We start from the raw sequence: 14191 nt of genomic DNA, 5'->3' as shown, positions 1-14191 counted from the left end.
GATCTAGATTTATTTAAAGATTTAAAATATCAAATATATAACTGTGTGCAGCTTGGAGATATAGATTATTTATCTTTAACATTAGAATTAGAGTTATTTAAAATTAGTAACTCCAATGAGAACTAATCAAAAGGGAGTAAAAAAGTCTTATATTTTATAAAAACAAGAATTTTAGCTAAATAACAGCATTAACTTTAGTGTAATTCATCAATAAATTTATTTTGACAGACCAAAAATAATATCAAATGCAAATAATTTAATTACATTCAACGAGTTGTTTTTATAACACTCAATTATAGTATTTTATCAGTACAATCACTATCTTTTCTTTTAAAATATATTTACAACAAACTTTTTTTTAATGTATTATATTCTATTTGTAATTCCGTGCAGGCTTGTAAACAGATTTTTTCTAACTCGACTACTAATTCAAAGATTTCGTTTGTTTTTTCTTGTCCAATTGCAAATTCCTGAATTTTTTTAGCCATATTTTCAAATTTTGTACTCATACCCATTATCGCAAATGAAGGAATGATTTTGTGTGCAGCAGCTCCCAATAAGGACCAATTTTTTTCGGACAAACTTTGTTTAATAGTATCAATTAAAGGAGGGATTTGTACTAAATAAAGCGATATCATTTCCATCATTAAAGTAGGATTTGATTTAGTCCTTTGGTTTAAATACAGTAAGTCAATACATTTTATTTTAGTAGTACTCGTTTCTTTTTTTTCAAGATTTTCATAAAGTTTTGTAGGTTTTGTTTTTTTCAATACACTTATAATTTTACTGTAAAGAAGTCTTTCATCGACAGGTTTTGCCAAATAATCATTCATTCCCAGTGTTTTACATTTGGTAAAATCTGCCGTAGTAACATCAGCTGTTAAAGCAATAATAGGAATTTTTAAATTCATTGTATTCCTAATGTATTCCGTAGCTTCAAAACCATTCATTTCGGGCATTTGCAAGTCCATCAGAATAATATCATATTCTTTCTCTTTTAATTTTTCAATCGCTACTTTACCATTCTCGGCAATATCCCGATCAAATCCAAAATCATCTAAAAGAGTCTTCATAAGTAATTGATTCAAAGGAATATCTTCAACTACTAGAACTTTCACATTTTTTATTTCAGTATCCAATTCAATAATCTCATTTTCAAATTCCGCATTGGCATTTGTTTTTTTAAAAGGTAATGTAAAACTAAATATGGAACCCTTATTAATAGTGCTGCATACACGTATCGTTCCACCCTGTGGTTCTATTAATTGTTTTGCAATGGCAAGACCTAGTCCTGTTCCGCCATATAATCTTGAAGTTTCACTAGTTGCCTGTTGAAAATTTTCAAATATTGTTTTTATTTTTTCTTCGGGTATTCCAATTCCAGTATCTGAGATGGCAAATTTAATAATTACTTTATCTCTATCTTCATGTACTAAAGTAACACTTACAGTAATTTTTCCTTTGAATGTAAATTTGACAGCATTACTGACTAAATTTAAAATGATTTGATGCAAACGAACCGGATCACCTATAAGTACATCAGGAATCTTACTGTCGTATTCCTTTACTAATTTTAAATTTTTTTCCTGAATTTTCGTTTCAAATAAATGAAGCATAGCGGATACGGACGATTTTATTTTGAAAGGTGTTTTCTCAAAAGTCATCTTACCTGAATCTACTTTTGCTAAATCTAGAATATCATTAATAAGAACAATTAATGAATCACCACTTAATTTTATGGCATTTAAATATTCTTTTTGTTTTGGAGTTAAATCGGTTCTTAAGACTACTTTTGTAAAACCGATTATAGCATTCATCGGTGTACGAATTTCATGACTCATATTCGACAAGAATTGCTGTTTTGCTTTAACGGCATTTTCAGCAATAGCAGTTGCGTTTTCAGCATTTATTTTTTCTTCCTCGGCAATTTCAGTTGCTAATTCTGCAAAAACTTTAGCTTCTATTAATTCAGTTTCAATTCTTTTTTGATCGGTTACATCTCTTGCTACAATTGCTACTCCCAGAACATTTCCTTTATCATCTTTGTACACTGATCCATTAAATAGGACATGAACTAATTTGCCTTTTTTATGCCGAAGGATTAGTGGAGAATCAGCAACAAATCCCTTTTCAAACACTTTTTGGTATACTTGACTTGCTTTGTGTGGTTCAGTAAAATAATCAAAAAAATTGGTTCCTATTAATTTTTTACGTGCTATACCCGTTACTTTTACAGATGCATTATTCATATCGGTTATTTTCCCTTCAGGGCTAATGGCAAATAATGGATCATGACTTGCTTCAATAAGACTAAGAGAATATTCAGAAAGTAATTTTTGGGCTGTAAGATCGGTATTGAGTTTTTTCAGTTGTTCTGCTTGAACTAATAATTCTTGATTTTTTGTATGTAAATCCACAAAAACTGCCACTTTTGCTTTTAATATTTCAGGTGATAGCGGTTTTATCATATAATCTACGGCACCTGCTTGATATCCTTTGAAAATTTGGAGCGAATTATCCATGCTCGCCGTTAAAAAAATGATTGGAACATGTTTGAGTTTTTCAATTTGGCGAATTAATTCTACAGTTTCAAATCCATCCATCATTGGCATTTGAACGTCAATTAATATGATTGCAAAATCTTGTTGGTGCAGAAGAATTTTTAAGGCTTCATTACCAGAATTTGCTTTTACACATAAATAATTTTCGTTGGAAAGTATTACTTCTAAGGCAAACAAGTTTTCAGGTAGATCATCAACCAATAAAATTTTAACGGGGCTATTTATTTTCATTTTTAATTCTAAAATAAAAGTTTGAATGTTGAGTATCCATTATCAAATATTAAATACCAACAAGAAATTTAATTTAATCATAAAGATGGTATGTCCACCTTTATTATATTGTTTAAATACTTACTTACTTAACCACACGCGCATCAATGATAGCAGGCGTTCAACATCAATAGGTTTAGTGATGTAATCATTTGCACCAGCATCAATACATTTTTGTTTGTCGTCTTTCATTGCTTTTGCAGTAAGGGCAATTATAGGTAAGTTTCTAAATTTAATCTGAGATCTTATCCGTATCATTGCTTCGTAGCCATCCATTTCCGGCATCATAATATCCATTAATACCAGATCAATATCACTATGTAAATCCAGCATATTTAATGCGTTTTTTCCGTTTTCTGATTTTATGACGTCCATTCCCCGTTCTTGTAATATTTTAGATAATGCAAACACATTTCTCATGTCATCATCTACTAATAATATTTTTTTGGAATGAAATATGGCTTCTTTGTCATGCAAGTTATTAATAATCATTTGTTTTGATTTTGGTAAATTGCTTATTGTTCGGTGAAGAAAAAGGGCAGTTTCATCTAGCAATCGTTCTTCGGATTTTATACCTTTTATAATTATGCTCTCCGCATATTTGTGAAGCAGATTATTTTCCTCTTTTGTAAGTTCTTTTCCCGTATAAACAATAATAGGAGGTAGGTAATGGCCTCTAATATCCTCCAGTTTATGAATAAGTTCAAAACCGGTCATATCAGGCAATCCAAGATCCAATATAATACAATCGATATGATTTTGCTCAAATAAGTCTAATGCTTCTTTTCCCGTAGCTGCTTCATAGCATTTTACATCACCATTACCAATGAGTACTTTCATTGCTTTTCTAGAATTCTCACTGTCTTCAATTATCAAAAGGTTTTTTATTTTCCTATTGACAAAATTTTCAATTCTATTAAAAGCTTCTTCAAGTCCATCTTTAGATATTGGTTTCATCAAATATTCCACTGCACCTTCTCTAATTGGTTCTAGTGAGCGATCGTTTGCCGAGATAATATGTACTGGTATATGCCTTACTGAAGGGTTTACTTTTAATTCATGCAATACTTGTTTCCCTTTTATTCCTGGTAAACCCATGTCGAGAATGATTGCTTGTGGTTTGTATTTTGAAGCAAGCAATAAACCATCTTCTCCAGAAGCAGCTGACAAACATTTGAATCCTTTTATATTGGCTTGTTTTAAAAGAATCATTGCAAAATTTTGATCATCTTCAATGATGAGCACTATTTTATCTTCGGCCTTTATTGTATCTCTATCGTCTTTTATAGTTGGATAATTTAGATAATCACTCTCATTTTCAGACCGTGGTGCATACGAAATAGGTTTTAACGGAATTTCACTAACAGCGTCTTGTGTTGGATGTATTTCTATTGGAATAATGAGCGAGAAAGTAGAACCTTTATCTAAATTACTGTTTACTTTTATTTCTCCTTCCAGTAATTTTGCAAGTTCTCTAGAAATAGAAAGGCCTAGTCCCGTACCTCCATATTTTCTGGAAGTACCACCCTCTGCCTGCTGAAAAGCTTCAAATATAGCTGTTTGTTTGTCTTTTGAAATTCCAATGCCTGTATCAGTAACAGAAATATTCAAAGTAGTATCAGTATTAGGGTCAATACGTATAGTTACACTTCCTTTTTCTGTAAATTTTATAGCATTGGATATAAGGTTTTTTAAGATTTGGTTCAAACGTTGTGAATCAGTTTGAATAAATTCTGGTAAAGCTGATGCCAAAAGATAAGTTATATTTAATCCTTTTTGTTCCGCTTGATGTTTAAAATCGCGTAGGAGGTTAGCTGTGAAATTTTTAAGTGATACTTTTTCAATATTGATAGCCATTTTTCCTGCTTCAATCTTAGAAAGGTCTAGTACTTCATTAATTAACACAAGCAGATCATGGCCACTTTTATAAATTATTTCAGCACTTTCAACCTGAATATCATCTAGATTTTTTTTCCTGTTTTCTGATAAATCTTTGGATAAAATAAGCAAACTATTAAGTGGAGTTCTTAATTCATGAGACATATTTGCAAGGAATTCTGATTTATACTTACTACTTATTTCCAGTTGTTTTGTTTTTCGTTCAATATCATTTTTTGAAGCTTCAACTTCTTTATTTTTCTCCTCTAATGATTGGGTCTGCTCTTCCAATTCCTCATTCGTCATTTGCAGTTCTTCTTGCTGTTGTTTAAGATTTTGCGCTTGTTGTTCTAATTCTTCATTGAGCTGTCTAAGTTCTTCCTGTTGTATTTGAAGTTCTTCTGCTTGATTGGACAGCTCTTTGTTGGCAAAACTTAATTCTACAGCCCGCTTCTCTTTTTCGTCATTTTGATACGCAAGCTCTTTGTTGGCAATTCCTAACTCTGCTGCTCTTTTTTCTTTTTCGTCATTTTGATACGCCAGTTCTTTATTGGCAATTCCTAATTCTGCTGCTCTTTTTTCTTTTTCATCATTTTGATAGGCCAGTTCTTTGTTTGCAATTCCTAGTTCTGCAGCTCTTTTCTCTTTTTCGTCATTTTGATACGCTAATTCTTTGTTAGCAATTCCTAATTCTGCTGCCCTTTTTTCTTTTTCATCATTTTGGTAGGCAAGTTCTTTATTGGCAATTCCTAACTCTGCTGCCCGTTTTTCTTTCTCGTCATTTTGATAGGCGAGTTCTTTATTGGCAATGACTAATTCTGCAGCTCTTTTTTCTTTTTCTTCCGCTTGTTGAACCGTATTAACGCTAATAGCAATACTGTTCATAGAAACATTGATAAATTCTTTTTCGGTTTCATTAAAATCAGTAAGCTTTCCTATTTCAATTACCCCTATTGTTTTACCTTCAAGTAAAAAAGGAGTGATGAGCAAATTTTTTGGTTTTGCATCCAGAACAGATGAAGTAATACGGATTTGATTTTCAGATATATCAGTTAAAGAAATCTGTTTTTGTTCCCAAGCGGCTTGACCAATCAATCCCTCATTTAATTTAAAATTTTCTTTACTATCCTTTACTGACGAGAAAGCAAATTTTCCACTAAGTATTAAGATCTTCTCTTTTTCATTAAATAGGTAAACGGCCCCTATATTTGCCTTCAGATAGGTACATAAAAAACTGATAGTACTATTGGCCAATTGTGCTATACTTTGGTCTCCAATTAATTTTTTATTAAGTTCTGAGTTACCTGTAAGTAACCAGTTTTTACTTGCCGTTTCTAATTCAGAATTTTTAAGCGCTCTTAGATTTGTAACAACTATAGAATATACAACAATTAGGATAAGAACGATGACTAACAATAAGACACCAAAAACAATATTAAATTTACTGGCATCATCAGCACTGTCCTGTATTCTTTGAACGAGTAATGTCCGTTCTAATTCCTGTGCTTTATCAATTATTTTTCTTATTTCATCTTGTATTTGTTTGCCCTCTCCTGAAGCAATAAACATTCTTGCTTCTTCAAAATCTTTTTTACGAAGGCTAATGCAAGTGTTTAAATTTTCAAAACGCATTTTAAGTTCTTTCGCAAGTTCCTCAATATTGTTTTGCTGATTGGGATTTTCTTTTGTTAATTCCTTTATTTTTTCAAGTTTATCAATTGCTTTTCTATTGGCAGTTTTGAAATGTTTCAAAAAATCATCATTTCCTGTAATAACATAACCTCTTACGCCCGTTTCAGCATCAACGGAAAACTGGAGTATTTGTTCAAATTCATACAATACCTGATTCGAAATATTTACCAAAGTATTTGAAGCGACAAATTTCTCACTATTTTTAAAAGAGAAAACAGCAACTCCTAAGAGTACTAAAGCACACGCTATAAATCCTATTACTATTTTTCTTCCTAGAGTTATTTTCATGTTGTTATTTGTGAAATTTATGCTGATTATCCTTTTTCTAGATCAATTTTTATTAATATCTCGATTATATCCTCCAGCGATAAAATATAATCAGGTTCAATAGCAGCAATTGCTGACCTAGGCATGTAATCAGAGTCTGCCGTTTTTGGATCTTGAATAATTGCTAGACCTCCAGATTCCTTTATTTTTTTAATTCCTTGGGTACCGTCACTATTAGATCCTGTAAGCACAATTCCTATTAATTTATTTTTATAAGCTTCAGCAGCCGTTTCAAATAATACATCGATTGATGGTCTTGCAAAATTTACGCGTTCATCTATAGTAAGAGAAAATGTTTTATTCTTTTCAATCAGCAAATGATAATTAGGAGGGGCAATATAAATGTAGCTTTTTTCAATTTTCTCTTTTTCATCTGCTTCTTTTATATTCAGGTGACTTTTTTCATTCAATAGTTTTATCCAATGACTATCAGAATGAGCACTCAAATGCTGTACAATAATAATTGGGATAGTAAAATCGATCGGTAAGGCTGAGGATATAATTTTTAAAGCACTCATGCCTCCCGCGGAAACTCCTATTACAATTGCTTCGTAATGCATTTTCAATATTTCTTTTTGAATATTCGTTGTTTGCTGTCTAACTCTATATATTGTTCATACAAATCACAAAAACGTAAACTTTCCTTAGAACCTAAGCATAAAATACCACCATTTATTAGGCTATTATAAAAAAGAGTCTGAACTTTATTTTGTAAATTTTTATCAAAATAGATCAGTACATTTCTACATAATATCAAGTGTACTTCTGCAAAAACACTATCAGTAACTAAATTATGATTAGCCCAAACTATATTTTTTTTCAACGATTGATTCATAATCACATTATCATAATTAGAAGTATAATAATTCGAAAAGGATTCTTTTCCTCCTGCTAATTGATAATTAGAAGTGTACTCTTTTATCATTTTGTTTGAAAAAATTCCTTCTTTTGCACGGTTTAAAGCCATCTGGTTAAAATCAGTTGCATAAATCGTTGTTCGGTCATACAAACCTTCTTCTTGTAAAATAATAGCTACAGAATATGCTTCTTCACCTGTAGCGCAACCCGCATGCCATATTTTTATAAATGGATATGTCTTCAAAATAGGAATAACATTTTCCCGCAATGACTTATAAAAAACAGGGTCACGAAACATTTCAGTCACTGTTATTGATAGATCTTGTAAGAGTTCTGATGCAAATGTTCCATCATTCAAAACCTTAGATTGCATTTGAGAAACATCTTCAAAACCCGATACTGCCATTCTATGCATAATCCTGCGCCTGATATGGGCTTGAGAATATTCTCTGAAATCATAACCGTATTTCCGATAAATAGCTTCTAATAATAATGAAATTTCTAAATCTGATGTGTCTTTGTACCGCATTTCTTTGATAATTTTGGTCTTAATTTTGACCAAATCAGGGGAATTAATTAAATAAAATATAGATTACATGCGATCCATGTACCAATTTAATTCCTTTTCCATTTTTTGGTACTTAAAAATAGCAGTAATTATTTTTTGCAAACGAACAAAAGCAGTTTCACTTTTTACTACATAATCAAACGCCTTGTGATGCATGCAGTTTATGGCTACTTCAATTTTATCTTGAGATGATAGCATCACCACTGGAATTTCGGAATTAAAAGCTTTTACTTTATCCAAAGTTTCAAGACCGTTCATCGCATTTTCTACAATACCATCAAGTTGATAGTCTAATATTACTACATCCGGATTATGGGATAAATTTGCAATACACAGTTCACCAGTAGGATAGGTTTCAACTATGAAATCAGCATTGTCTAAAAATTCAATTTCCAAAGATTTTAGAAATAAGGCATCATCATCTACCAGAAATATTTTTATTTTATTGTCGTTGTTCATTATATGGTATTTTTAATTATGTTAAATTCTTCTTCTAATTCAGTACAGGCTTGTAAACAAATTTTTTCTAATTCCAATACAAGTTCAGATATCCCCTCTGTTTTTTCTTGACCAGTTGCAAAATTTTGGATTCTTTTTGCCATATTTTCAAAATCAGTACTTATACCCATTATGGCAAATGAAGGAATCATTTTGTGTGCAGCTGCGCCTAATAATGACCAATTTTTTTCAGCTAAACTTTGTTTAAGAGAAATAATTAAAGGGGGCGTTTGCACTAAATAAAGTGATATCATCTCCATCATTAATGCTGGATTTGATTTTGTTCTTTGGTTTAAATACACCAAGTCAATACATTTTATTTTTTTAGTACTATTGTCTTTTTCCTCAAAGTTCTCATTGAGTTTGGCACTACGTTCTGCGAGTTTTGGTTTTTTTAAAATCCCTACAATTTTACTGTATAAAAGTTTTTCATCAACAGGTTTTGCAAGATAGTCATTCATTCCCACAGCCTTACATTTTGTTAAATCTGCCGTAGTTACATCGGCAGTTAAAGCAATTATAGGTATTTTTGAGTTCATTGTATTTCTTATGTATTCTGTAGCTTCAAACCCATTCATCGCTGGCATTTGTAAATCCATTAGAATTATATCATATTCTTTTTCTTTTAATTTTTCAATCGCTACTTTACCATTCTCGGCGATATCACGATCAAATCCAAATTCATCTAAAAGTGTTTTCATAAGCAACTGATTCAAAGGAATATCTTCTACTACCAGCACTTTTATATTTTTTATTTCAGTATCCAATTCGACAAGTTCATTTTCAAATTCTGCATCAGAATTTGTTTTTTGAAAACTTAATGCAAAACTGAAAGTAGAACCGATACCTATTGTACTTTTTACACGAATTGTGCCGCCCTGAGGCTCTATTAATTGTTTTACTATGGCAAGTCCGAGTCCTGTTCCACCATACAATCTTGAAGTTCCGCTAGATGCCTGTTGGAAATTTTCAAATATTTTTCCTAATTTTTCTTCAGGTATTCCAATTCCAGTATCAGTTACGGCAAATTCAATAATTACTTTGTCTTCATCTTCATGTACTAAATGAACGCTAACAGTTATTTTTCCTTTTAATGTAAATTTAACGGCATTACTGACTAAATTTAAAATGATTTGATGCAAACGAACTGGATCACCTACAAGTAGATCGGGTATTTTAGTGTCATATTCTTTGATTAATTCTAAATTTTTCTCTTGAATTTTAGTTTCAAATAAATGAAGCATTGCGGATATAGACGATTTCATTTTGAAAGGAGTTTTTTCAAAAGACATCTTACCAGAATCTACTTTTGCCAAATCTAAAATATCGTTTATAAGGACAATTAATGCATCTCCACTCATTTTGATAGCATCTAAATATTCTTTTTGTTTAGGAGTTAACTCTGTTTTTAGAACCACTTTAGTAAAACCAATTATTGCATTCATTGGAGTACGAATTTCATGGCTCATATTCGACAAAAATTGTTGCTTAGCTTTTACGGCATTTTCAGCTATTATTGTAGCACTTTCAGCGCATCTTTTGGCCTCTTCTGCGATTTCAGTAGCTAACTCTGCAAAAACTCTTGCCTCAATCAATTCGGTTGCAATTTTTTTTTGTTCAGTCACATCTCTTGCAACGATTACAACACCCTGAACATTTCCTTTATCGTCTTTATAAACAGAACCATTAAACAAAACATCCGTTAATTTACCTTCTTTGTGACGGAGTGTGAGTGGTGAATCACAAACAAATCCTCTTTCAAACACCTGTTGATAGACTTCTCTGGCTTTTTGCTGCTGGGTAAAATAATCAAAAAAATCAGAATCCGTAAGATCCTGCCTAGTCATACCCGTAATATTTACTAAAGCCTCATTCATATCAGTAATTTTCCCCTTGGTATTAATGGTAACCAGAGGATCTTGACTTGCTTCAATTAAACTGCGGGAATACTGAGAAGCTAGTTTTGTAGTATAGTTAAGCGCTATAAGCTCTTTATTTACAATTTCACGTTTTTGTTTTTCGTAGTTTTGTATAATTAACTCTTTATTAGCAATGATTAATTCATTCGCACGTTTCTCTTTTTCGTCATTTTGAAAAGCAAGTTCTTTATTTGCAATAACTAGTTCAGCTGCTCTTTTTTCTTTTTCATCATTTTGAAAAGCAAGTTCCTTATTGGCAATAATTAATTCATTAGCTCGTTTTTCTTTTTCATCGTTTTGAAAAGCAAGCTCTTTATTAGCATTTTTTAAATTTACAGCCCATTTTTGCTCTGCAGTATCCCTTGCCACAATGACTATTCCTAATATATTTCCGTGATCATCTTTATAGATAGAACCATTAAAAAGCAGATCAGTTAGTCTACCTTCTTTATGACGAAGTGTAAGGGGAGAATTAGTAACTGACCCATTGGCAAAAACTTCTAAATAAACTTCTTTGGCTTTTTGTGGTTCAGTAAAATAATCGAAGAAATCAGAAGCAATTAAATCAACGCGATCTACACCAGTAATATTGACAGTTGCATGATTCATATCCGTAATTTTTCCAGCAATATTGATCGTAATTAATGGATCTAGACTTGCCTCAATAAGACTTCTAGCATATTTTGATACTTGATTATTTATGATTTCTATTTTTTATTAAATTTTTTTGAAAGCATCGATTAAATTATAGGCTGTGAATTGCCTATTTCTTCAATCGGATTACGTCTTTTATCTTTTAATTTTTTGAAATGTGAAGGGGAGAGACCCGTTACTTTCTTAAACTGACTTGATAAATGCGCAACACTGCTGTAATTCATTTTCCATGCAATTTCAGTGATATTCAATTCCCCATAAATTATTAATTCTTTTATACGTTCCGTTTTGTGGGAAATTATAAATTGTTCAATTGTAGTTCCTTGTACTTCTGAAAATAAGTTAGACAAATAAGTGTAATCATGATTTAATTGTTGACTCAAATGATCCGAAAAATTAATTTTGATAGGTTCAGTTGAATGATGGACCATTTGAATAATTACATTCTTAATTTTTTCGATTAACATGGATTTTTTATCGTCCATCAATTCTAGCCCTGAATCTAAAAGTGCCGTTTTTAAAAGTTGACGTTGCTCCATAGAAATATTTTCCATAATTTCAACTTCTCCTAAATCAACAACCATAAAGTGAAGCTTAAGCTTTTTCAATTCTTCTTTAACCGCCATTTTACAGCGATTGCTTACCATGTATTTTATGTATAGTTTCAAATATTTTTATATTATAGTTTTACACAAATGTAGCTTTTCGCAATAAAGGTACATTATAAAATTTTACAAATAAGTTATAAAATACACTGTTATTAAGTGCCATGGGTTATGAGATTAAGCCAGTAAATTAAATTATATTTCATTTGATCTGCTTTTTTAAGTACTGAAGTAAATGGAAACTCTAATTTTATTCGATTTATATATAATTTTAATCTGATGCAAATACATTTTTAAACCTATTAAAAAAGCTCCTTTACGGATTATTTTAACGAATTTTAAAAATTAAGAAGAAGAATTTTAAAAGATCAAATTATTATTCTGATTCAATCAAATCAAGATATCTTAAGAAAATCTATTTTATAAATTGTAGCGTATAGTTTAATCCTCGTATCCGTTTTTTATAGTTGTTGAAATCATTTTGAATTGTACATTCGCATTAAAAGAGTGTGTTGAATGGGCGGGTATGATAATTCCGTTACCTAATTTAAGAGAGTGTTTAATTCCTCCAATAAATATTTCTGCGGAACCATCTATTATTTGTACATAATTATCAAATGGGGAGGTTCTTTCTGCTAATTCTTCTCCAGCATCAAAAGAGGAGGCAGTAATATTACCAGTTGTTTTTTTTATTATGGTTCGACTTAAAACAGCATTGGGTACATATTGAATAATTTCAACAATAATGTGAGATTGTGATTTTTTTAGTTCACTATTATCTACAGATTTAAATTTGAAAGACATATTTGTTTTATTTACTTTTTAGGTTTAAAATGGCGTTTTTTTATAATTAAAATAGAGGGCTAAAATTAATTCATAGGAAAAGAGTTGACCCAATCTAATGATTTTATAGAAGACACCTTATTTTCTTGATTCATTGTAACACGAAGTTCTTTATTGGCTACTTTTTTTGAATAGGAAGCTTTATATCGAAAAACAGTAGTTTTGTCAAAATTATTTCTATACGCTTCCACTAATTGTAGATCAATAAAAGTCCCATAATATTGGCGAAATCGAGTACATGTTTTTGTCAATCTTTCCTCAGTAGTATTTTTAATTACTGAAGGAGTTGCTTCATTTAGTGTGAAAGGTTTAAATTTAGATGTATTACAGGTCATCAAAACTCTTTTGCCTAATTCATACGCTTTACTCTTTTGGGCCTCACTTATTTCAGATATACCAAGCCTTTCGGTTTTAATTACTTCAGGCTCTGGTGTGGTTACAACATTTTTTGATTTACATCCAATAAGTAAAAAAACACTAAAAAAAAGAATTATTTTATTCATGATTTATTTTATTTTTAATAAAAGATTAGGATCTGGACAGTTTTCTAAATAATATTTTAGATCATTTTCACTACAAACACCAGGATAATCACCAAACGTATTTGAAATTTCTTTTATAATTTGAAAATGCAAATGCGGAGCATAATCGCCATTTACGGTTGCATCGCCTAAAGTAGCTAATTGTTGCCCTTTTTCGAACACATCACCAATTTTGATGTCGCTGATACTATCCAAGGATAAATGTCCATATAAAGTATAAAATTTTTGATTCTCTATTTTATGTTCTAGAATAATAGTAGGGCCATAATCACCCACGCCAGTATTGTAATTAAAACTATGAACAAAACCATCAACTGCTGCTAAAACTGGAGTTCCTGCTTTAATCCATAAATCTAAACCTATATGAATATTGCGCTCTTCAGTTTTAGAATCGTTAAATATTTCACTTCTTTTGTATAAGTTTCTAATTTCATTGTAACCACCATAAGCTACTTTTGCATTTTTTTCAACTAGATAATGCTCAATATAATCTTCAAAATCAATTGCATTATCGATATTTAAACCGCTAAAAGCTTTATTTGTAATAGATAAATTCAAAGGAATATACTGGTTGTAATCAATTTTTTCTTCTATCACTTTTACGTTTTGGATGTCGAATAAGATCGTTTCTAGTGCTGTCATTTAGTATAAATTTTAATATCTTCTAAAATTAAATAAAAAATCCCAACATAAAAATTTTACGCAATCATTATAACTTTTAATTTTGATTCTTACACCCAATTTTTAATATAAAAAGCTGATGAAAAATTTTATCTCTGATTTTTTATTTTTTTTTACAATTAAATTATTCTGATGTTTCTGATTTTAGTATGCAAGTATAGATTCTTTAAAAAAAGTTACTGTGTTTAATAATGAAAGATCTGTCATTTTTCCAGTAGATTAATCCTTACATTCTTCTTCTCTTTCGAAAATAGTAAAGATTAAAAATACATATTAATTAATGTTACTAAAAAGG

The 14191-nt window shown here is 30.5% G+C and carries 10 protein-coding genes; all 10 read right to left on the bottom strand.

All coding sequences use genetic code 11. From position 1 onward, the window contains the following. Positions 1–341: 341 nt before the first annotated feature. Positions 342–2792, bottom strand: a complete 2451-nt coding sequence (locus ACNQF9_RS08410) for a response regulator (RefSeq protein ID WP_417959979.1) — start codon at positions 2790–2792, stop codon at positions 342–344. A 120-nt stretch (positions 2793–2912) separates the two neighbouring features. Continuing rightward, on the bottom strand, positions 2913–6689 hold the full coding sequence (locus ACNQF9_RS08405; RefSeq protein WP_417959980.1) for a response regulator: 3777 nt from the start codon (positions 6687–6689) through the stop codon (positions 2913–2915). 26 nt (positions 6690–6715) lie between these two features. Continuing rightward, a complete protein-coding gene (locus ACNQF9_RS08400; protein ID WP_417959981.1) occupies positions 6716–7288 on the bottom strand; it encodes a chemotaxis protein CheB in 573 nt (190 codons plus the stop codon). Positions 7289–7290: 2 nt separating this feature from the next. Then, positions 7291–8115: a CheR family methyltransferase gene (locus ACNQF9_RS08395; protein ID WP_417959982.1), complete on the bottom strand. Its 825-nt coding sequence runs from the start codon at positions 8113–8115 to the stop codon at positions 7291–7293. A gap of 63 nt (positions 8116–8178) precedes the next feature. Further along, positions 8179–8613, bottom strand: a complete 435-nt coding sequence (locus ACNQF9_RS08390; protein WP_417959983.1) for a response regulator — start codon at positions 8611–8613, stop codon at positions 8179–8181. After that, a complete protein-coding gene (locus ACNQF9_RS08385; protein ID WP_470303284.1) occupies positions 8613–11237 on the bottom strand; it encodes an ATP-binding protein in 2625 nt (874 codons plus the stop codon). Before ACNQF9_RS08385 ends, ACNQF9_RS08390 begins: the two co-directional genes overlap by 1 nt. A 74-nt stretch (positions 11238–11311) precedes the next feature. Further along, a complete protein-coding gene (locus tag ACNQF9_RS08380) occupies positions 11312–11872 on the bottom strand; it encodes a helix-turn-helix domain-containing protein (protein ID WP_417990216.1) in 561 nt (186 codons plus the stop codon). 399 nt (positions 11873–12271) lie between these two features. Continuing rightward, entirely contained in the window at positions 12272–12634 is a 363-nt protein-coding gene (locus ACNQF9_RS08375; RefSeq protein ID WP_417959984.1) for a cupin domain-containing protein, read from the bottom strand. A gap of 65 nt (positions 12635–12699) precedes the next feature. After that, the gene (locus ACNQF9_RS08370; RefSeq protein ID WP_417959985.1) at positions 12700–13176 is read right to left on the bottom strand and encodes a hypothetical protein; all 477 of its coding nucleotides are present in this window, start codon (positions 13174–13176) and stop codon (positions 12700–12702) included. A 3-nt stretch (positions 13177–13179) separates the two neighbouring features. Continuing rightward, the gene (locus tag ACNQF9_RS08365; protein ID WP_417959986.1) at positions 13180–13857 is read right to left on the bottom strand and encodes a peptidoglycan DD-metalloendopeptidase family protein; all 678 of its coding nucleotides are present in this window, start codon (positions 13855–13857) and stop codon (positions 13180–13182) included. Positions 13858–14191: the final 334 nt, after the last annotated feature.

Source organism: Flavobacterium amylolyticum, from assembly GCF_048284335.1.
GTDB lineage: Bacteria > Bacteroidota > Bacteroidia > Flavobacteriales > Flavobacteriaceae > Flavobacterium.
This window is presented reverse-complemented; position numbering and strand designations above follow the sequence as displayed.